This is a genomic window from Pectobacterium aroidearum (assembly GCF_015689195.1).
GTDB lineage: Bacteria > Pseudomonadota > Gammaproteobacteria > Enterobacterales > Enterobacteriaceae > Pectobacterium > Pectobacterium aroidearum.
Map to the genome: position 1 here is coordinate 2,712,804 of NZ_CP065044.1, position 19,668 is coordinate 2,732,471.

Annotated in this window: 17 protein-coding genes; 12 read left to right on the forward strand and 5 right to left on the reverse strand. The window is 53.0% G+C overall.

The genetic code is table 11. The annotated features are described in order from the left end of the window. Positions 1-306 precede the first annotated feature (306 nt). Entirely contained in the window at positions 307-1,695 is a 1,389-nt protein-coding gene (locus tag I2D83_RS12130; protein WP_194430286.1) for a NarK family nitrate/nitrite MFS transporter, read from the reverse strand. A 335-nt stretch (positions 1,696-2,030) separates the two neighbouring features. On the opposite strand from I2D83_RS12130, the gene narX reads away from it, so the two are divergent. The 4 genes from narX (at position 2,031) to I2D83_RS12150 (ending at position 7,358) form a co-directional block, all read left to right on the forward strand. After that, positions 2,031-3,839 (forward strand): nitrate/nitrite two-component system sensor histidine kinase NarX, encoded by a 1,809-nt coding sequence (gene narX / locus I2D83_RS12135; protein ID WP_205946598.1) that lies wholly within the window; start codon positions 2,031-2,033, stop codon positions 3,837-3,839. Then, complete coding sequence (gene narL, locus I2D83_RS12140) at positions 3,832-4,482, forward strand: two-component system response regulator NarL (RefSeq protein ID WP_010276892.1); 651 nt, start codon at positions 3,832-3,834, stop codon at positions 4,480-4,482. Before narX ends, narL begins: the two co-directional genes overlap by 8 nt. A gap of 262 nt (positions 4,483-4,744) precedes the next feature. After that, entirely contained in the window at positions 4,745-6,022 is a 1,278-nt protein-coding gene (locus I2D83_RS12145) for an acyltransferase family protein (protein ID WP_180778045.1), read from the forward strand. A gap of 295 nt (positions 6,023-6,317) precedes the next feature. After that, entirely contained in the window at positions 6,318-7,358 is a 1,041-nt protein-coding gene (locus tag I2D83_RS12150; protein ID WP_015840488.1) for a DUF481 domain-containing protein, read from the forward strand. A 73-nt stretch (positions 7,359-7,431) separates the two neighbouring features. Here I2D83_RS12150 and I2D83_RS12155 read toward each other — a convergent pair whose 3' ends face one another. Further along, positions 7,432-8,118, reverse strand: coding sequence for a gamma-glutamylcyclotransferase (locus tag I2D83_RS12155; RefSeq protein WP_181844860.1), 687 nt, complete (start codon positions 8,116-8,118; stop codon positions 7,432-7,434). Between the two features lie 436 nt (positions 8,119-8,554). Between I2D83_RS12155 and I2D83_RS12160 the strand changes: the two genes are divergently transcribed. The 3 genes from I2D83_RS12160 to dauA all read left to right on the forward strand — a co-directional run bounded on the left by I2D83_RS12160 (position 8,555) and on the right by dauA (position 12,627). Then, complete coding sequence (locus I2D83_RS12160) at positions 8,555-9,358, forward strand: siderophore-interacting protein (protein ID WP_182100176.1); 804 nt, start codon at positions 8,555-8,557, stop codon at positions 9,356-9,358. A gap of 286 nt (positions 9,359-9,644) precedes the next feature. Beyond that, on the forward strand, positions 9,645-10,745 hold the full coding sequence (gene chaA, locus I2D83_RS12165; RefSeq protein ID WP_205946599.1) for a sodium-potassium/proton antiporter ChaA: 1,101 nt from the start codon (positions 9,645-9,647) through the stop codon (positions 10,743-10,745). A 163-nt stretch (positions 10,746-10,908) separates the two neighbouring features. Next, on the forward strand, positions 10,909-12,627 hold the full coding sequence (gene dauA, locus I2D83_RS12170) for a C4-dicarboxylic acid transporter DauA (RefSeq protein WP_015840492.1): 1,719 nt from the start codon (positions 10,909-10,911) through the stop codon (positions 12,625-12,627). A 24-nt stretch (positions 12,628-12,651) separates the two neighbouring features. On the opposite strand, the gene I2D83_RS12175 is transcribed toward dauA, so the two are convergent. Continuing rightward, a complete protein-coding gene (locus I2D83_RS12175; protein ID WP_015840493.1) occupies positions 12,652-13,068 on the reverse strand; it encodes a hypothetical protein in 417 nt (138 codons plus the stop codon). Positions 13,069-13,206: 138 nt separating this feature from the next. Here I2D83_RS12175 and folM point away from each other — a divergent pair, with 138 nt between their 5' ends. From folM to I2D83_RS12190, 3 genes are read left to right on the forward strand one after another with little or no spacing between them, the layout of a single operon-like run. After that, on the forward strand, positions 13,207-13,929 hold the full coding sequence (gene folM / locus I2D83_RS12180; protein ID WP_205946600.1) for a dihydromonapterin reductase: 723 nt from the start codon (positions 13,207-13,209) through the stop codon (positions 13,927-13,929). Positions 13,930-13,986: 57 nt separating this feature from the next. Then, entirely contained in the window at positions 13,987-14,475 is a 489-nt protein-coding gene (locus tag I2D83_RS12185) for a sigma-70 family RNA polymerase sigma factor (RefSeq protein ID WP_219607090.1), read from the forward strand. After that, positions 14,472-15,275, forward strand: coding sequence for an anti-sigma factor family protein (locus I2D83_RS12190; protein WP_205946601.1), 804 nt, complete (start codon positions 14,472-14,474; stop codon positions 15,273-15,275). Before I2D83_RS12185 ends, I2D83_RS12190 begins: the two co-directional genes overlap by 4 nt. Positions 15,276-15,344: 69 nt before the next feature. Here the strand turns inward: I2D83_RS12190 and I2D83_RS12195 are convergent, their stop codons facing one another. Both I2D83_RS12195 and I2D83_RS12200 read right to left on the reverse strand, forming a co-directional pair. Next, entirely contained in the window at positions 15,345-15,920 is a 576-nt protein-coding gene (locus I2D83_RS12195; RefSeq protein WP_205946602.1) for a YceI family protein, read from the reverse strand. Between the two features lie 160 nt (positions 15,921-16,080). Beyond that, a complete protein-coding gene (locus I2D83_RS12200; protein WP_241007219.1) occupies positions 16,081-17,376 on the reverse strand; it encodes an immunity 26/phosphotriesterase HocA family protein in 1,296 nt (431 codons plus the stop codon). A gap of 121 nt (positions 17,377-17,497) precedes the next feature. Between I2D83_RS12200 and rstA the strand changes: the two genes are divergently transcribed. Beyond that, the gene (gene rstA / locus I2D83_RS12205; RefSeq protein ID WP_015840499.1) at positions 17,498-18,235 is read left to right on the forward strand and encodes a two-component system response regulator RstA; all 738 of its coding nucleotides are present in this window, start codon (positions 17,498-17,500) and stop codon (positions 18,233-18,235) included. Next, entirely contained in the window at positions 18,232-19,545 is a 1,314-nt protein-coding gene (rstB, locus tag I2D83_RS12210) for a two-component system sensor histidine kinase RstB (protein WP_181828683.1), read from the forward strand. Before rstA ends, rstB begins: the two co-directional genes overlap by 4 nt. The last annotated feature ends 123 nt before the right edge of the window (positions 19,546-19,668 follow it).

Consider the following 19,668-nt stretch of genomic DNA (forward strand, 5'->3'; position numbering starts at 1 on the left):
TCATGCTACTTCGTAGCACGCGCTCCTTGACCTGTGGCTATTTGGCGCTAATTGTGTCGCTACGCGATACCTTCGGCGTTCGTGGCTGCAATTCGGGCCACCAGTGACGCGTTTACTCGCCCCATAAATGGAGCTCGCCCTTCGGGCCAGCACAAGTGCTGTTCAAAAACGTCTCTGACGTTTTTGTCAGACGCGGCACTGGTTTTCGTCGCATCCATGCGCCTCACCCGGCAACCACGCCCACCTCAGCACAATTTTTTACGCCGGGAAAAACGAAGGCAGTGGATATTTCGGAAATGTAGGCCGCTAACTTTTCTTTCTGGCATAGAACAGCCACGTCACCAGAATGCACACGACATAGCACACCACAAACACCTTCATCGCCCCCGTGGGTGAGCCAGTTAACTCCAGCGACATCCCGAAGGCTTGAGGAATGAAGAACCCGCCGATCGCGCCGATAGCCGAAATAAAGCCCAGCGCCGCCGCCGTGTCCGTCGCCGCGGTACTCTGTGCATCCGCATCGCTCCCGCCTTGTGATTTAACGCGATCCGCCGTTAATTTACGGAAAATCACCGCGATCATCTGGAAGGTTGAGCCACTTCCCAAACCTGCCGTCAGGAACAGCATCATGAAGATGCCAAAGAACATCTCGAATGAACCCGTAGAGTTCGCACTCGGCAGAGACAGGAACAGCAACACCGAGAAAATCGCCATCAGTATGAAGTTAATCAGCGTAACTTTCACACCGCCAAAACGATCAGATAGCATACCGCCAACGGGACGCGCCAACGCCCCCAGCAGCGGCCCGAAGAACGCGTAGTACAGAATCACAATGTCTGGGAACTGCGTTCTGGACAGCATGCCGAAACCCGCAGAAAAACCGATAAATGAGCCAAACGTGGACAAATACAGAAAACTGAGCACCCACAGGTGCATTTGCTTCAGAACTGGCAACTGCTTGCGTATTGACGCATTAGGAGCAGGAAGATCGTTCATGCCAAACCAGGCCGCGGTTGCAGCAATCACCAAAAACGGTACCCACATCCATGCCGCATGGTGCAACCAAATCTGATGGCCGTCTGGCTGAACAACACCATTGCCGGAAAATCCCAAAATTGGCAGGAAAATCACCACCGGCACCAGCAGTTGCATCACGCTCACGCCGAGGTTACCCAAGCCGCCGTTAATGCCTAGCGCGCTGCCCTGCCGTGATTTGGGGAAGAAGAAGCTGATGTTAGCCATGCTGGAGGCAAAGTTTGCGCCCGCAAAACCACACAGCAGGGAAATCGTCACGAAAATATTGTAAGGCGTGTGCGGGTCTTGTACGGCAAACCCGAGCCAGATACAGGGGATAATCAGAATGAAAGTACTCAGCGTCGTCCAGCGGCGACCACCAACCAACGGGATAACGAAGGAGTAAGGTACACGCAACAGCGCGCCGGAGACGGAAGGCAGCGCGGTCAGTAAAAATAACTGATCTGTGGTAAAACGAAACCCGACCTTGTTTAGGTTAACGGCTACAGTGCTGAATATCATCCAGACACAAAACGACAACAGCAAACAGGGAACAGAGATCCAAAGGTTACGCTGTGCTATCCGTTGGCCGCCAGATTGCCAGAATTTTGTATCTTCAGGGTTCCATTCCCTGATCAGCGTACTTTGCGATACTTTTTCGGGTGATGAAGGCTGCGTCATAAAAACCTCGATAAATAAAAACGCGGTAGAATTAAGGCGCAACATTAGGGATTACACCGCAGGTAAAGTTGATGCAAATCAACGCGCTGTCAGGTAAAAAAACCGTGTAAAAACAGCCACACTCCTTAATGAGTAATAAAAATAGAAAAATAAGCAGCGATAATTCAATCTGTTATATCTCCATTTTTTCTGACTGTCATATCCCCTTTCAAGGCATGGATATTCAGTGGTACTCACTAGTAGGTATAGGGTTATCATGCAGGATCGGGAAAAATGCCAAAAGGGTTATCCTTCCCGGTACTGATTTTCTACTCCTCCAGCAGAGGTCGCTGTTTATGTTGAAACGTTTCCTGCTGCCGCTGTCGCTCGTCAATCAGGTTGCACTATTGATGCTGCTACTCGGTTTGCTGGGTATTGCAGGTATGTCGGTTTCCAGTTGGATGTCTCAGAGCATCCAGGGGAACGCGCACGCCATTAATAAAGCGGGCTCGTTGCGCATGCAAAGCTACCGCCTACTCTCGATGGTGCCACTCTCTGCCGAGAATGAAATTTACCTGCAAGAACTGGAAGAGGACGAAATCAGCAGCGATCTGCAACAGGCGGTACGCCGGGAAGGGCTCAGCGAACAATTTACCGCGTTGCGTGTTTTCTGGCTGGAGAATCTGCAACCGCATCTGCGACAGGCAACGCATTCTTCCGATGCGTCGGCAGATGTCGCCCGCTTCGTGAGGCAACTGGACGATCTGGTTTCCGCCATCGATCATAAGACAGAACAGCGATTAATGATGGTCACGCTGGTGCAGCGCGTCTTCATCGGCATCATGCTTATTCTGCTGATTACCACATTCTTTTATCTGCGTCGCCGTCTGTTGACACCGTGGCGGCGCTTGGTGTCGATGGCGCAGGCCATCGGTCACGGCGATTTCACCCAGCGCGTTACCATTAACGGTCATGATGAAATGAGCACGCTGGGACAGGTGCTGAACAGCATGTCAGATGAACTGTCCGCCATGTACCACAGTCTCGAGCAGCGCGTGGCAGAAAAAACCGCCGACCTGCAACAGAAAAACGATCTACTCTCTTTCCTTTATCGCGCCAGTCGACGCCTGCATACTGGTGCGCCGCTGTGCAGTCGGCTAATGCCGATTCTGAACGAACTGTCATCGCTGACGCCGCTTCGCAATATTCAACTACGGCTGTATGAAGATAACAATCAGGAGCAGTTTCATCAGTTCAGTGATTTCAGCCAGTCGCAGCCGGATCACTGTCCGGACAACAGCTGCCAAAGTTGCGGTATGCAGGTAAAACGTGAAGAGATGCAGGGGGAGCCTCACTGTTGGGATCTGCACGATAAACACGGGCAGTACGGCGTCGTACTGGCCACCCTGCCGGGCAATACCGCACTAAGCCGCGATCAGAATCAGTTACTGAATACCTTATTGGAACAGTTGACCAGCACGCTGGCGCTCGAGCGGCAATCCAACCATCAACAGCAACTGATGCTGATGGAAGAACGCGCCACGATTGCCCGCGAACTACACGACTCTATCGCGCAGTCTCTCTCCTGCCTGAAAATTCAGGTGAGCTGCCTGCAAATGCAAGGCGGTGATTTGCCCCCGGCTTCACAGCAGCTGTTGACGGAAATGCGGGAAGAGTTGAACACCGCCTATCGCCAACTGCGTGAACTCCTGACTACGTTCCGACTGAAACTGTCGGAATCCGGCTTACTTGCCGCGCTGCGGGCCTCAGTCGATGAATTCAGCAAACGACTTGGGTACCCCATCGAACTCCATTACCGTCTGCCGCCGCAGTCGGTCTCCGCGCATCAGGGCATTCACGTCCTGCAAATTGTGCGTGAAGCACTGAGCAATATTTACAAACATGCGCAGGCCACACAGGTCGATATCACCCTGCAACTGCGTCAGGGCTACATCGAACTCAGCGTGGCCGATAATGGCATCGGCATTCCTGATGATGCCAGCCGCGCCAACCACTATGGACTTATTATCATGCGCGACCGTGCACGGGGTTTGCACGGCGAATGCATTGTTCGACGCCGGCCATCGGGGGGCACTGAAGTGAACGTCAGCTTCCTCGCCGAATACCGTCACCGGCTGCCATTAACAGGAGAAACTCATGATTAACGAAGATGCTGCCACCCTACTGCTGATTGATGACCATCCCATGTTGCGCAATGGCGTGAAGCAACTCATCAGCATGGATCCGGAATTACAGGTAGCAGGTGAAGCCAGTCACGGCGAACAAGGTGTTGAGCTCGCGGAGCAGTTGGATCCGGATTTGATTTTGCTCGATTTGAACATGCCCGGCATGAATGGCCTGGAAACGCTGAATCGTCTGCGGGAAAAATCGCTGTCTGGTCGTATTGTCGTATTTAGCGTATCTAACCACGAAGACGATGTTGTCAACGCCTTAAAAAATGGGGCCGATGGTTACCTGCTGAAAGATATGGAGCCAGAAGATTTACTGGCTGCGCTGCATCAGGCCGCTTCAGGAAAAATGGTGCTGAGTGAAACACTGACGCCGATTCTGGCCGCCAGCCTGCGTGAAAGCCGTCACAGCAGCGACCGGGATATTCAGCAGCTCACGCCGCGCGAACGCGATATTCTGAAACTGCTGGCTCAAGGATTGTCCAATAAAGTCATTGCCCGCAAACTCACGATTACCGAAAGCACCGTTAAGGTTCACGTCAAACACCTGTTGAAGAAGATGAAGTTAAAATCACGGGTTGAAGCGGCCGTCTGGGTATTACAAGAAAAAGTGATTTAATTAAATTGTCATAAAAAACAGCTATTGTCAGCGGTACGGATAAGGCGCTCTGGCGCCCTACCGTCCGAGATTATCCTCGCGCGAGCGAGGATGCAGCTACAGTTGGTGCAAATCCCACCAACGCCCCACAAAATGTAAACAGTTGCTAAACGAAACCGGCATTTATAGCCATTATCCTAATTAATGTGACGTTGCTCTCGTCTAAACTAGTTTGTAATCGCATTTTTCGGCTTTTACACCGAGTTTAACGTTGAGGAACAACATGAAGAAGGTCAATAAGGAGCGATTTATCGGCCTGGAATGGTTACGATTTTTGCTCGGCTGCTATGTGATGATCTATCACACGGTCCACGTTTATCCCCAGCGTGAGCGCATTCCTTTCTTAAGCGAACTCACCAGCATGGGATTCTTCGCGACCAGCACGTTCTTTGTTCTGTCGGGTTTTTTACTCGCGCATGTCTACATTAAAGACGGGCGTCTGCGTGAGCCGGTTCGTCAGTTCTGGGCCAAACGCTTCTTTAATCTTTACCCTATCCACATCATTGCCCTGCTGTCTTCTATTGCCGTCGTCACGCTCATGCAATGGCTGGCCGTGCCGCCGGAAGGGCAAGTCGCCAGTGCGCGTTTTGTTATTTATGACACCAACGACCCCGCTGCCGATCCCGAAACGCTGCGCCATTACATGACGAATGCGCAGTTGGCGTTCAACGGGTTATTGCAGGTACTGATGTTGCAGGCATGGAATCCTTACTTCCTGACCTTCAATGCCCCGTTATGGTCGCTTTCTACTCTGTTCTTTTTCTATCTGACCTTCCCGCTGCTGGCCCCGCGTCTGCTGAACAGCCGGCATCCGTGGTTGTGGATGGGGATCGTCTGCCTGTTGTACCTGCTGCCGCCGATTTGGGTTATCTGGCAACAGCAGTTCGGCATGCCGTACACCGGGTTATTGCAGCGCGGGCCGATCTTCCGTCTGCCGGAATTTTTGGCCGGGATTTTGGGGTATGCGCTATTCCGTCATTATCGTCAGAAAGATCGCTTGCCGCTGACCAAAGGCCAGCGCTCTGCACTCGCTCTCTTTATCAGTGTAAATTTCCTTGTCGCCACCTGGCTGTTCACAAAAGGTGAAGCCTATTGGTACTTCCTGTTGCATAACGGCTTGCTCCTGCCTGCTCAGGTCGGTTTGGTCTGCCTCAGCGCGTTGGCGCGTGAGCCTGACAGCGCGTGGCTGCGACATTGGTCCCCGCGTCTGGGTGCAGCATCGCTCTCGATCTTTGCGCTGCACGTTCCGCTTTTCAATCTGTTCCGTACGCTGGAACAGCTGGTGCGCGGTAATCCGATGGCCTGCTTCAGCGATTGGGATCAGTGCATTGCCGCCGCCGGTCAGGTGCAGCTTTCCATGACGGGCTATATTATTTTCCTGCTCACGACCGTGACGCTCTGTGTGCTCTTCCAGGAACGGATCGTGCTGCGCGTGAGGACGTTCCTGACCTCGCGTTTCCTGAACACCAACAGTACTTCACGAACGCAACGCGCCGCGTAGCATCAGTTCTCGCACACGCCTCTCTGGCCTGAAATCGCTCGGGCCAGAGAAACCTGCCCACATGACACATGCCTTTCTATCAGCCCCAAAATGTGACAGACATCGCGTTATAGCTGTTAATCATCAATAGCAACTTTTATAACTATTTACATTCTAATCAATTACCGTTTTCGGGTAGAGCATCACTTCGATTCCTGTTAATGTTTGCCGTTCCGGGCTAAACCGGTTCGTTTTCAACGGCTGTACGTCTCTGACGGACATCTCAATACATGTCACCACTGTTTACTTGGCAATAATGACACTATCCAAACACGCAATCTCTTCCCTCAGCCTGGTTATCGCCCTCTCTGCTGGCATTACACAGAGCCGCGCTGACACCATTTGGCTGAACAACGGCGACAAGCTCACAGGGAAAATCACGCTGCTCGACGGCGGTAAACTCTTTATCAACACCGACTATGCCGGCTCTATTTCTGTAGCCTGGGACAAGGTGAAAACCTTTGAATCCGATCATGGTCTGGTGATTCAAGGCGAACGCTACGAGAAAGGCGTCCTGTATCCGACGATCAAAGCGAGCGAAAACCGTGCCATCGTCGCGAACCCGTCACTTGCTAACGAAGCCGCAGGCCCGCAAACATTACCGCTTTCCGAGATCACGTCCATCGTCGCGCAGAAGCCGCTGGTGACCGATTTCGCCTGGAAAGGCAACATTGATGCCGGCATGTCGCACAAGAAAAGTTCGACTGAAACGGATAACTACGATGTGACGCTGAACACCAAAGCGCGTCACGATACGTGGCGACACAACCTTGATGCCAGTTACCATTTGGCAAAAGAGGATAAAGTCGAGAGTACCAAGAATGCGGCTGGCGAATATGCGCTGGACAAATTCGTAGATGAGAACTGGTTCTGGCAGGGCCGTTATCAGTACAAACGCGACTGGATCGAAAGTATTAAAATCAACCGTTCCTTCGGTCTCGGTCCCGGTTATCAGTTCTGGGATAACGATTTAGGCGCGTTCTCTCTGACCTCACTGGTCAACTCCCAAACGTTTGTGTACCGCGATCAGGGCGATGATGATTTCTACTCTGGTGCAATCAAATGGGCGTACAACCGCTATATGTTTAGCAAATCGGTTGAAGCCTTCACCAACGGTGAATTGGGGCGTTCATTTGATGGCACTGCGCCAATCTATCTGAAAGCGGATGCAGGTCTGCGTTTCAAACTGACAGACTGGTCTTCGATGACCATGAAAGTGTCACGTACCCGTATTGAAAGTAATCAGGGGAATGTTGACGACACGCTGTACACCATGGGTGTTGGCGTCGGCTGGTAATTCGGTCACTTCATAAGTCTCAAGGTGAACGGTGATGTTGTCGTTCACCTCAATTCTCACGCTCATCGCGCCGTTATTGTCCGTTCCCTGCTGCCGCAGAACACGACTGTTGCAGAATACGCACCCGCTGCGCCAGTTCGCTCACGCTTGCATCTTCCGTACCGTGATTTTTCAGCTCCTGCTCCAACGCAAACAGATATTGTGCATTGGTGCCGAGCGGGCCGCTCGCTCGGGCAATCAGCGGGGCAACGCTCTGAATACAAGTATCATTTTCATTCAAAGGGTGTTCCGGTTCGGATACAAACACCAGCGCCGTCAGCGGTGCGCCGTTTTTCCGATGCAGCTCACACCAGAGCGGACGATAGCAGCCCGTCAGCATTTCACGCTTCCACAGCAGCTCCAGATCTTCACGCAGAGACGCTTCCGGTAAACGGAAAGCCAGACCTGTCGTTTGTCCACCGGGCTGCAACGCCAGCATCCGTCCCGGCTGGGTTACCGTGCCGCGACCAATGGTGAGGCGCAGGCAAAAGGCACGCTGCCACCCTGTCAGCGTAGCAAGGCAGGTTTCTTCAGCGTCAAAAACCGGGTTCCACATCAGCGAACCGTAGCCAAATACCCAGACCGGACAGCTATTGGGCCGGAGCGCCAGCATCCTGTCCAACGAATCAGCCCGCTGTTGCGGCGTGAGCAGTAAGGTTTCCTCAATACAACCAAAAGACGTTCTACAATCTGCTTTCTGCAAAAAATCGCGTGTTAACACTACTTACCACCCCCAACCTTACTCTTTTTCTGCTCGTCAGATCGGCTTTCGCCCTGCGTTTAAAAACCTAACTGCTTCATCTGCTTAATTTTACAACACCATCAATATTGAGGTTATTCATTTATGGCTTTGCGATCAAGTTTGATAGTGGTCACAAAAACTAAAAAAGTTCGTGATAATGTTTCATCCACGCGATATTCCGATTTTATATCAACTAATCGGCAACGCGCCGCCAGACTTGACGTTTTCCTGATACAAACCTCATTTTTGTGACGTCAGCAACCTGCCGAAAATCGTACGTTTGCCGCTTACACGCCAGCGCTCGCAGAATATCGACGGAGACAAGATAATAACGGCCAGACATCAAATGATAACAATTATCATCTCGTGTTATTATCTTCTTTATTTTGGCATCGACTACCCACGGAGACACTGAATGGCAACGCCGCGTCAGCCTGTTTTAGTTCAGGTTAAACAGATCCACGATATTTCCCCTCATTTGCGCTGCATTACTTTCCAGCATGACGCGTTGCGCGATTACCCAGCCGAACGCTATGGCGCACATATTAAACTTTTTCTGCCACAGGCGGGACAGCAAAAACCGGTTCTGCCAGCCATTGGCGAACGCGGCCCGGTCTGGCCGGAAGGCGAAGCCCGCCCTATCGTTCGCACTTATAGCGTCCGCGCACTGCGGCCGGAAGAGGCGGAGCTGGATATGGTTTTCGCGCTGCATGATCACGCTGGTCCTGCCGTCGTTTTTGCCCGTCAGGCCAAACCCGGTGACTGGGTCGGTATTTCACAACCCGGCGGCCCGCTCCCTATGCTGCCGCCTGCCGCCGCTTATTACCTGGCCGCGGACCCGTCGTCGCTCCCCGCACTGATGGCGCTGTTAGAGAACCTGCCTGACGACGCCCAGGGACATGCCGTCATTCGTGTCGACAGCGAGGCAGATAAGCTCGATATCGTTAAACCATCACAGCTTCAACTGCATTGGATCGTCGGCGGAACAGACGCGACCGATACGCTGTTGCAACGTTTTCAGGCGCTTCCAACGGCTGAAAATGCATTTTACTGGTTAGCGGGTGAGGATCGTATCGTGGTTCAGCTTCGTCGCCATGTGCGTCGTGAACGTGGGTGTGAACGAAATCAGATGTATGCAGTGCCTTATTGGCGAGAGGGGTTAAATGAAGAGGATTATCATCATAAACGCCACGATATCATGGACAATCCTGACGAATAACCACAAAAAATACATTTGATATTATTATGATAGGGAGAAGATACACAAATTCTCCCTTTTCATTTGAATTTCATCTCAAAGCGTAAAAATCCGTAAAACTCCCCGCATTACGCCGACAATCTGTTATCATATTGTTCGTTTCATTACGTTATAACTACTTTTTAGTAACCTTTTGCTGTTCATTACCGTTTTATGCCCTGAATAATTCGAGTGTCCGGTATGCTAGCTTGAAGTATGACGGGGATATTTTGCCGTATCATTCCTCTGGATAAGGAGAACTCCCGCAATGAAGTCTCATGCTGAGGTGGTCAAAACTCGCCATCATGAATACTCACTCATTTTTCCTGTTATTGCGCTGGCCGTGCTCTACATGTGGGGCAGTTCACAAGATTTCATCGCTATTCTCGGCATCAACGCCCTTGCGTTAGCCGGAATACTTTTCAGCGCGTTCAGCGTGGTACGTCACGCCGACGTGCTCGCGCACCGTCTGGGTGAACCCTACGGATCGCTGATCCTCAGCCTGTCCGTCGTCATTCTGGAAGTCAGCCTGATTTCAGCGCTGATGGCAACCGGTGACGCTGGCCCAGACCTGATGCGTGACACCCTCTATTCGATTATCGTGATTGTCACCGGTGGCCTGGTGGGCTTCGCCCTCTTACTCGGCGGCCGCAAATTCGCTACACAATACGTCAATCTCAGCGGCATCAAGCAGTACCTGATGGCGATCTTCCCCTTGGCTGTGATTGTGCTGGTTTTCCCCAGCGCGTTGCCAGATGGTAATTTCAGCGTAGTGCAATCGCTGATTATTGCCGCTATTTCTGCGGCGATGTACGGCGTGTTCCTGTTGATTCAAACGCGTACGCACCAAAGCCTGTTTGTGTATGAGCACGAAGACGAAGGCGATGGCGATGACCCTCATCACGGTAAACCATCCGCACACAGTTCGCTATGGCACACTGGCTGGCTTCTGATTCACCTGATTGCCGTTATCGCGGTAACCAAAATGAACTCCATGCCGCTGGAAGCGCTGCTGACCGAAATGAACGCGCCGACGCAGTTTACGGGCTTCCTGGTTGCGTTGTTAATCCTCTCGCCTGAAGGGCTGGGAGCGATCCGCGCCGTCCTGAAAAATCAGGTGCAGCGTGCCATGAACCTGTTTTTCGGCTCCGTGCTGGCAACCATTTCACTGACGGTCCCTACCGTTACGATCATCGCCATGATTACCGGCCGTACGCTGAACTTCGGTCTGGATATGCCGCACATTGTCGTGATGCTGTCGGTGCTGGTGCTATGCCACATTACGTTCTCCACCGGTAGAACCAACGTATTAAGCGGCAGCGCACACCTGGCGCTCTTCGCCGCCTATCTGATCACCATCACACTGTAACCCCTCTGCCGACGCGGTTTTCGCCGCGTCGGCCCCGCAAGACTTCACTTCTCTTGATGTATATCTGGATCTTCTGAGCGTGTCCGGCGTATCGTAAGGCTGTCGTCGACGGACCGACAGGCCCGCCATATTGATCTATTTCCTTACTTTGGTTTCTGCTTAGATGAAAACGCACGGAATTAACGGTGTCAGGCCATTCAGCGCGCTGATTGACGCGTGTTGGCGCGAAAAATATACGCTGCAACGTTTTACCCACGACATTATCGCCGGCGTTACCGTCGGTATCATCGCTATCCCTCTGGCGATGGCACTGGCCATTGCCAGCGGCGTGCCTCCGCAGTACGGGCTCTATACCTCGGCTATTGCCGGGATCGTCATCGCCGTCAGCGGCGGTTCACGCTACAGCGTGTCAGGTCCGACGGCCGCCTTCGTCGTTATTTTGTATCCGGTTTCGCAGCAGTTCGGGCTATCCGGTCTGCTGGTTGCCACCTTGCTTTCCGGTGTGTTTTTACTGCTGATGGGGGTCTGCCGCTTCGGCCGCCTGATTGAATACATCCCGCTCTCCGTGACGCTGGGGTTTACCTCTGGGATCGCGATCACCATCGGTACCATGCAAATAAAGGATTTCTTCGGTTTGCAGATGGCCGTCGTCCCCGAGCATTACGTTGAAAAAGTGGCGGCGCTGGCGCAATCGCTGCCTACTCTGCATCTCGCGGATACGCTGATTGGGGCAACGACGCTGTTGGTTCTTATCCTCTGGCCCAGACTCGGTATTCGCTTGCCCGGCCATTTGCCCGCCCTGCTGGCAGGCGTCGCGGTGATGGGGATCATGTCGCTGCTCGGTGAGAATGTGGCCACCATCGGTTCACGGTTCAGCTATATGCTGGCGGATGGTTCGCAAGGGCAAGGGATTCCGCCTATCCTACCGCAGCTCATTCTGCCGTGGGATATTCCGTCGCCGGATGGCAAGACAATGACGCTGGATTGGCAAAGTATTTCTGCGCTGCTGCCTGCCGCATTTTCTATGGCGATGCTGGGCGCGATTGAGTCGCTGCTGTGCGCGGTCGTGCTGGACGGGATGACGGGCAAAAAACACAATTCTAACGCGGAGCTGATGGGCCAGGGTTTCGGTAACATCATCGCGCCCTTCTTTGGCGGTATTACCGCGACCGCCGCGATTGCCCGCTCCGCCGCTAACGTGCGCGCAGGCGCGAACTCACCGATTTCCGCCGTGGTTCACGCACTGTTGGTGTTACTGGCGCTGCTGATACTTGCGCCGTGGCTGTCTTATCTGCCGCTGGCGGCAATGGCATCACTGCTGCTGATTGTCGCCTGGAACATGAGCGAAGCGCACAAGGTGGTGGATTTACTGCGCCACGGGCCAAAAGATGACATCATCGTGATGCTGCTGTGTATGTCGTTGACCGTGCTGTTCGACATGGTGATCGCCATTACTGTGGGCATCGTGCTGGCATCCCTGCTCTTCATGCGGCGTATCGCGCAGATGACCCGTCTGAGTGAACTACCGGACACCAAAATACCGGACCATCTGGTGCTGCGCGTTAACGGCCCGCTGTTTTTCGCCGCAGCAGAGCGCATCTTCAACGATCTGACCGTGCGCAGCGAAGGCTATCAAAATATCATCTTGCAGTGGGATGCCGTGCCGGTGCTGGATGCCGGCGGGCTCAATGCGTTCCTGCGCTTTAGCGAAACGTTGCCTGAAGGCAAGCAGCTCATCATCACCGACATCCCCTTCCAGCCGTTAAAAACGCTGGCGCGGGCGAAGGTTCATCCGATTGAAGGGCGGCTTAGCTTCTACGGTTCATTAGCGCAGGCGATTGAGGCGACGACGACTCGCCCCAACGTAGCAAAAACAGAGTAGAAATACCGTGCAGGCTCCGCCGTACTAGTGCTGTACGGCGGGCATATTGAAGCGGACGGACAGACGTTCGTCCCTTAGCGTTAAATCCAGCGCGGCGTCACATTCGCCGCTAATGGTGCTCAGTTGCTCGTTCGTCAATGAATAAGGCAGTTGGATATCAAACGCGTTCAAGCCTTGCTGACGAGCCAGCGTAATCAACCTGATAATGTTGGTTTCGTCACTCACCTGCGTAGAAAGTACCTGTAGCGCAAGCATCTTCAGCCGCTCTTTCGGCGCACTTTGCCGAGACGGCGCCATCTTGGTCACCATCCCAAAAATCGGCATCACGCCGTACATCGCATCCATAAAGCGCCAACGTTTTTTGCACAGTGCCGCCAAATAATCCGTATAGTCCAGACAGAGTTGCTCACTGGAACTTGTAGACTCAGGGGATTTTTCCATATTCCCACCTCTCCTCTTCGCCAGTGTTGTGTGGCGTACTACCCTGACGGGTATAAAACCATAGCCTGTGTAGTAGTTAATTCAGGTATATTGTCACGGTTCGCCCCCTTTTGACTAGCGTGTTGAGGAGACCTAATTGTGACAACTTTTTCTTCTGCTCCCGTGTTAATTACCGGCGGCGCGCGGCGTATTGGGCTGGCACTGGCGCGTTCGTTTCTGGCGCAGTCGATTCCGGTCATCATCAGCTATCGTACGCCTTATCCCGAACTGGAGGCGTTACAGCAAGACGGCGCGATTTGTCTGGCCGCCGATTTTTCCACCACAGAAAATATCTATGCGTTTGCGGAGCAAATCCAGTCGCTCACGCCGCGGCTGCGCGCCATTATTCACAATGCCAGCCGCTGGGAACCAGAAAGTGCCACAATACCGCCAGAACAAACGCTGGCCGATATGCTGCAAATTCATGTCTATACACCCTACTTGCTCAACCAGTTACTGGAACCTTGTCTGCGTGGGCAAGGCACCGCGGGTGCGGATATTATTCATATGACGGATTACGTGGTAGAAAAAGGCAGCGATAAACACATCGCCTATGCCGCCAGTAAAGCAGCGCTGGATAACATGACGCGATCGTTTGCCCGTAAATTGGCACCGGAGGTGAAAGTCAACGCGATCGCCCCCGGTTTAATCCTGTTTAATGAACAGGATGACGACGCCTATCGTCAGCAGGCGCTGGACAAATCCTTGATGAAAATCGCCCCCGGCGAAGAGGAGATCGTCCAATTGGTGGCCTACCTGCTCAACAGCCGCTACGTTACCGGGAAAACGCTGGGCGTTGATGGTGGCCGGGCTTTGCGTTAACGCACTGAGTCTCACTGTGAGGATAAAAACATCACCACCAGCGACGTTCGCCAGCAGTTGACTGCACATTTGACGCGCCTATGGCGCTATGGACTGGTGCTGTCGCGTAGCCATGAAGTTGCCGAAGAGCTTGTCCAGTCTACCTGCGTTCGGGCGCTCGAAAAGAGCACGCAATTTATACCCGGCACGCGTATCGACAGATGGCTGTTCTCCATTCTCCATTCAATATGGATTTCCGAACTGCGTGCCCGCCGCGTGCGTCAGGGACAGGGGTTTATCGAAAGCGAAGCATTGCTGGCCCCGGATACCCATGAGCAGGATGACAATCGCCTGCATTACCAGAAAATAATGCAGCGCGTCAGCGCGCTTCCCGAAGCACAGCGCAACACCGTCTTTTTAGTTTATGTCGAAGGGTTTTCCTATCAAGAAGCGGCAGATACGCTATCGGTGCCGATCGGCACCATCATGAGCCGACTGGCAGCCGCGCGGGGTACGCTGGCTAAATCCATTGATACGTTGCCCTCGGCAAAGGAGAAACTGCCTTGAACACTATGCGTTTTACGCCTCCCTACAGCGACGAGGCCATCGTTGCCTGGCTGGATGGCGAGATGAATGAAGCCGATGCGCAACGATTCAAGGCATTACTTGAGGGAGATGCACAGCTTGCCGAGCGCGTCGCCGAACTGATGAAAAGTCAGCTTGATTTTGAAGCCGCCTTCGCCCCCTTGCTCAATAAAGCGCCTGAAGCAGCCATGCAGGCCAGACTTGAGACGTTAATGACGAACGCGCCGACATCAGCGCCCCCGTCACCTCATGCTGGTGTCAGCCGCCGCTCGCTTATTGCGGCATCACTCAGTTTTTTGCTGATTGGATCGGGGTTAGGTTACCTCGCGCGTTCGCCCCGGATGATTCTCAGCGACAGCGAGAAAATTCGCGATCTTGAGGCGCAGTACATGTCACTGTACCGCGCGGAAACCCTACTCGATGCGGATAATACCGCACAGACCTTGCAACGAGGACTCTCGCGCACGGCTCAGGACATGGGATTGCATCTCAATGAGCAACAGCTGACGCTTCACGACGCAGAGTTGAAAATGGTGCGTCTGCTGCGCTATGACAATATACCGATTGCGCAGATTACCTGGATGCATGCCGAATATGGACCGATGGCGCTGTGCATTTCCCCCGAGCGTCAGGCAACGTCCACGGCGCTTAACAATGAACAACGTCATGATATGCAGGTCGTCTGGTGGTACGCTCACCACTATCAGTTCGTCTTAATTGGCCGTAGCCCTGTTGCCTCAATGACAGAAAGTGCGCGCAGGTTACAAACGTCGCTGACATAGCCCGTGAACAGCCTTCCACACACGGACGACTCCACGTGTGGAAGGCCACTATTTATACGGCGTATCGGGTTAGACAGAATTTCGGGCTTTCGCCCGGATTTCAATATTAATCGCGACGCGATCGTCCACCACTCCGGTAAACCGATCCATGTTAAACGAAGAGCGCGAAATCGCGGTGGTAGCATGAAGAGACAGCACACCGTCATGCGATGACGTTCCGCCTTGTTCTTCAAGTGTGGCTTCCAGAATGACCGGACGTTGGACGTTTTTTACCGACAGTGAACCAAAAACCCGGAAGTGCCCCTGCCCCAGCGCCACAACCCTACTGCTGGTGAACGTAATATCGGGATAGTGTTCAGCATCAAAAAACAGGCTGCTTTTTAACTGATAGGTCAACAGGCCGTTGGAAGCCTGTAGCGTCGTGATGGGGATTTTCACATCAATACGGTCATTCATTTCCTTTTCAGCATCCAGTGTAATGTTGCCCGTCACGCCGTCGAGAGAGGCTTGTGACGGGTGCCCAAATGCTTGCCACGAAAGCCCAATAACGGTGTTATCAGTAGCAACGGTGTAGTTGAGCGGCATAGCATGTAACAGTGGGCTGATGAGCAGCCCACTGGCCAATACGGGAAGGATGCGTGTCATAACAGGATTCTCCTCAGAATAAACAACGCGTAAACGCTCAGGAGGAAGAATTTATTCGGTCAATCCTTATTATTTTTTTCGGTACGGAAAAAAACATCGGGCACTCATGGTGGACGGGCTTTGCGCTACAGTCCCGCCCAATAAGATCGCTGGCGCTATGTCACGCTTTGTTCTTCGCTCGCCCTTTGCGCTGGTACGCTTTATTGTCGGCGACATACGTCAGGTAGGCCGCACGCGTCATCCCACCAACATATTGAGCAAACGCATCGTAGGTGGTATCGGGCGGCAAATCGAACTCAGCCAACACCTGTTCCCATGCTTCACGGTGTTCTGGATTGAGTAGCGTTTTATCGTAGTGAGGGAAACCGCTATCGGCAAAGCATTCGGCCGACACGCTGCTATAGGCACCATTGTTCATGTAGCTGCGTCCGGCCCTGAAAACCGTATCCTGACTGGCTTTATTGACCGAACAAGGCCCCCATGACAGGCGATAGTCGCTTTTCTGTGCGCTGATACTGGATCCATAGCCCACCGGGAACAGAATGTCTTCTTCCGCCAATATCTTCGATCCCACAAATTCATAGTTACCGCGCAGAAAGGCGTCATCCATAACGATCCAGCATTTTTCAGACAAGGGCGACGCCACAATCTCCGACAAGGCGGGATTACGCACCGTGGTGCGAAACAGATAAGGCCGGACAAACAGCGGCATCGTCATCACATCATGCCAAATGCTGTGTTCAGCAAACAGCGCGTCCTTTTGCATCTGACGAAGGTTACCAATAACCAGAACATAGCCATCGGTATGTAAGTCTATTTCAACCCGAAAAATGTCGCCTGGAACCGTTTTATGCTGCTGGTTTTTCATCCTCATCAGCCGTTCCAGCTTATCCGCGTAATCAGTCGGTACACGCTCGGGGTAAGATTGTAGCCAGTCGACAAGCTCCTCTTTGCTGACCAAATGCCGACATTCCGGCAGCGGTAGTCGAATAGAGTTTCGGTAATTGCTGGCGTTGATGTAACCGTAGTTTCCCGAGTTCAGCGTTCTGACGCCCGCAGAAAACACAACGCCATCCGCCTTCACACTGGAAACGCTGGTGTAAGTCAGCTTTTTCTCTTTACCACGCGTCGTTCTCGGCAAAATCACCTCACGTCCACGCGTATGAATAATGACATCGTCTTCCTGATAATTTAGCACGGTGGCGGTAATGCGCTTGCGGATCGTGTCGCCATCAAAGCAGATAAAATAGTCATCGCGTACGGTCAAAATATCCCATTCAGACGATAACGGTTCCAGCCCAAAATAAGGGCGTAAGGCTTCCTGCATCCAGCTGTTTATCTGGTCAATCGGTTTCATCTTCAGCGCGGTTCCCAGTGGAATAATCGGTAATGGTGGCGTGGCCGTTCTTGATAAACGACGAAAATCCGGTGCGATATCGCCCCAAAAAGCACGCACCGCAGCTTATCTAATTTGGACAAGCAAACAAACACTTAACACCCATTTACGCTTCATATCTCGTTTATCATCTATCATCAGGCTATGCTATCAGCAGTGAGATGGGGATGACGTAGATACCATGCATAAGATTGTTTTTATAGAAGATGATACTGAAGTAGGAAAATTGATCGCGGCCTACCTCGGCAAGCATGACATTGATGTTCAGGTTGAAGCTCGAGGCGATCAGGCATTGGCCTTTATTGAACAACAGCAGCCCGACCTTGTGTTGTTGGACATCATGCTGCCCGGTAAAGACGGTATGACCATCTGTCGGGAATTGCGGCCACAGTATACCGGCCCAATTGTGCTGCTGACGTCGCTGGACAGCGATATGAATCATATTCTGGCGCTGGAAATGGGCGCCGATGATTACATCCTGAAAACCACACCGCCCGCCGTGTTGCTCGCCCGCTTGCGCCTGCATTTACGCCAGTACGCCACCGCGCCACAGGTTGTGGCGGAAAACGCCGCGCCTGCGGCATTACAAGTGCATAAATCACTGCACTTCGGCCTGCTTTGCATCGATCCGGTCAATCGCGAAGTGACATTAGGACAAGAGCACATCGTGTTATCCACCGCGGACTTTGATCTCCTCTGGCAACTGGCGACCCACGCCGGTCACATCATGGATCGGGATGCGCTGCTGAAAAACCTGCGCGGCGTTACCTATGACGGCATGGACCGCAGCATTGACGTAGCGATTTCCCGCCTGCGTAAAAAACTGTACGACAACCCGCTGGAGCCGTTCCGCATCAAAACGGTGCGTAACAAGGGGTATCTGTTCGCCCCCAATACCTGGGAGAGCGTCACGCTATGAGAAAGCTGTTCGTCCAGTTTTTTCTATTGCTGTTCGCCTGTTTTGTCGTCATGACGTTACTGGTCGGGCTGGTCTATAAAGTCACGGCCGAACGTGCCGGGCGTCAGTCCATGGATGACCTGATGAAAAGCTCGCTGTACCTCATTCGTAATGAGCTGCGCGCGATCCCGCCTCGCGACTGGCATAAAACCATCAACCAGCTTGATTTAAACCTGTCGTTCAAACTGCACATCGAACCGGTGAGCAAATATGCGCTGAGTCCCAAGAATCGCCAGCGTCTGAATCAGGGGGAGATTATCGCACTGGATGACGAATATACGTTTATCCAACGCATCCCCCGCAGCCACTACGTGCTCGCTGTCGGCCCTATTCCGTATCTGTTCTTCCTGCACGAAATGCGGCTGCTGGATTTACTGCTGGTGATGCTGATTGGGCTGTCGCTGGCGCTGCCGGTTTTCCTCTGGATGCGACCACACTGGCAGGCGATGCTAAAACTGGAGAATGCCGCACAGCGCCTGGGGGATGGTCATCTGGAAGAGCGCATTCACTTCGATAGCACCTCAAGCCTGTTCCGGCTTGGCGTCGCCTTCAACCGCATGGCCGATAACCTGAACCAGCTCATCAATAGTAAAAAACAGCTGATTGATAATATTGCACACGAGCTGCGTACGCCGCTGGTCAGGCTGCGCTATCGGCTGGCCATGAGCGACAATCTGACGGAAGACGAACAGCAGGCGCTAAACCGGGATATTGGCCAGCTTGAAGCGCTGATTGACGAGCTGCTGACCTATGCCCGACTCGACCGTCCGCAGGTGACGTTGCACCTTGCCAATATCGATATTCCCTCGTGGTTACAGGCAAAAGTTGACGATTTTCGTCTGATCCACCCTGACAAACATATTTCGCTGGACATGCCCCCTTCAGCACAGATTGGCGCACTCGATTTGCGCCTGATGGAACGGGTTCTGAACAACCTGATCGGTAACGGGTTGCGCTTCTGCCATAGCCGATTACACATCAGCCTGACGTCCGACGCCGAGCATATCGCCTGTCTGCAAGTCGAAGATGACGGCCCCGGTATTGCGCCCGAAAGCCGGGAAAGCGTGTTTGAACCGTTTATCCGTCTGGAAGCGGGTATCGAGAACAGCAGCGGCGGGTGTGGACTCGGGCTGGCCATTGTTCATGCTATCGCCCGCGCCTACGAAGGCAGTATTACCGTGGATGAAAGCCCACTCGGCGGCGCTCGTTTCCGCTTTTGTTGGCCAGTAAAAACCACGACAGCGCAGACGACCATCGCCATCCAGCACTAGCACAGAGGCGGCGGTAACCCCGCCGTCTCTCCCCTGTTACCCTCGTTTTCCCAGCTTGTACATTAGGTTACACGCCGAAACCAATCACTCACTGAAGCCGCTCTCTGTTTCTCCTATTCTCTC

What these genes read in the sequence shown, in the direction of transcription:
- rstA (WP_015840499.1), top strand. Translation starts at nt 17,498, where the DNA reads ATGCATAAGATTGTTTTTATAGAAGATGATACTGAAGTAGGAAAATTG.
- chaA (WP_205946599.1), top strand. Translation starts at nt 9,645, where the DNA reads ATGAAGTCTCATGCTGAGGTGGTCAAAACTCGCCATCATGAATACTCA.
- I2D83_RS12130 (WP_194430286.1), bottom strand. Translation starts at nt 1,695, where the DNA reads ATGACGCAGCCTTCATCACCCGAAAAAGTATCGCAAAGTACGCTGATC.
- I2D83_RS12160 (WP_182100176.1), top strand. Translation starts at nt 8,555, where the DNA reads ATGGCAACGCCGCGTCAGCCTGTTTTAGTTCAGGTTAAACAGATCCAC.
- I2D83_RS12175 (WP_015840493.1), bottom strand. Translation starts at nt 13,068, where the DNA reads ATGGAAAAATCCCCTGAGTCTACAAGTTCCAGTGAGCAACTCTGTCTG.
- narX (WP_205946598.1), top strand. Translation starts at nt 2,031, where the DNA reads ATGTTGAAACGTTTCCTGCTGCCGCTGTCGCTCGTCAATCAGGTTGCA.
- narL (WP_010276892.1), top strand. Translation starts at nt 3,832, where the DNA reads ATGATTAACGAAGATGCTGCCACCCTACTGCTGATTGATGACCATCCC.
- I2D83_RS12150 (WP_015840488.1), top strand. Translation starts at nt 6,318, where the DNA reads ATGACACTATCCAAACACGCAATCTCTTCCCTCAGCCTGGTTATCGCC.
- I2D83_RS12145 (WP_180778045.1), top strand. Translation starts at nt 4,745, where the DNA reads ATGAAGAAGGTCAATAAGGAGCGATTTATCGGCCTGGAATGGTTACGA.
- dauA (WP_015840492.1), top strand. Translation starts at nt 10,909, where the DNA reads ATGAAAACGCACGGAATTAACGGTGTCAGGCCATTCAGCGCGCTGATT.
- I2D83_RS12195 (WP_205946602.1), bottom strand. Translation starts at nt 15,920, where the DNA reads ATGACACGCATCCTTCCCGTATTGGCCAGTGGGCTGCTCATCAGCCCA.
- rstB (WP_181828683.1), top strand. Translation starts at nt 18,232, where the DNA reads ATGAGAAAGCTGTTCGTCCAGTTTTTTCTATTGCTGTTCGCCTGTTTT.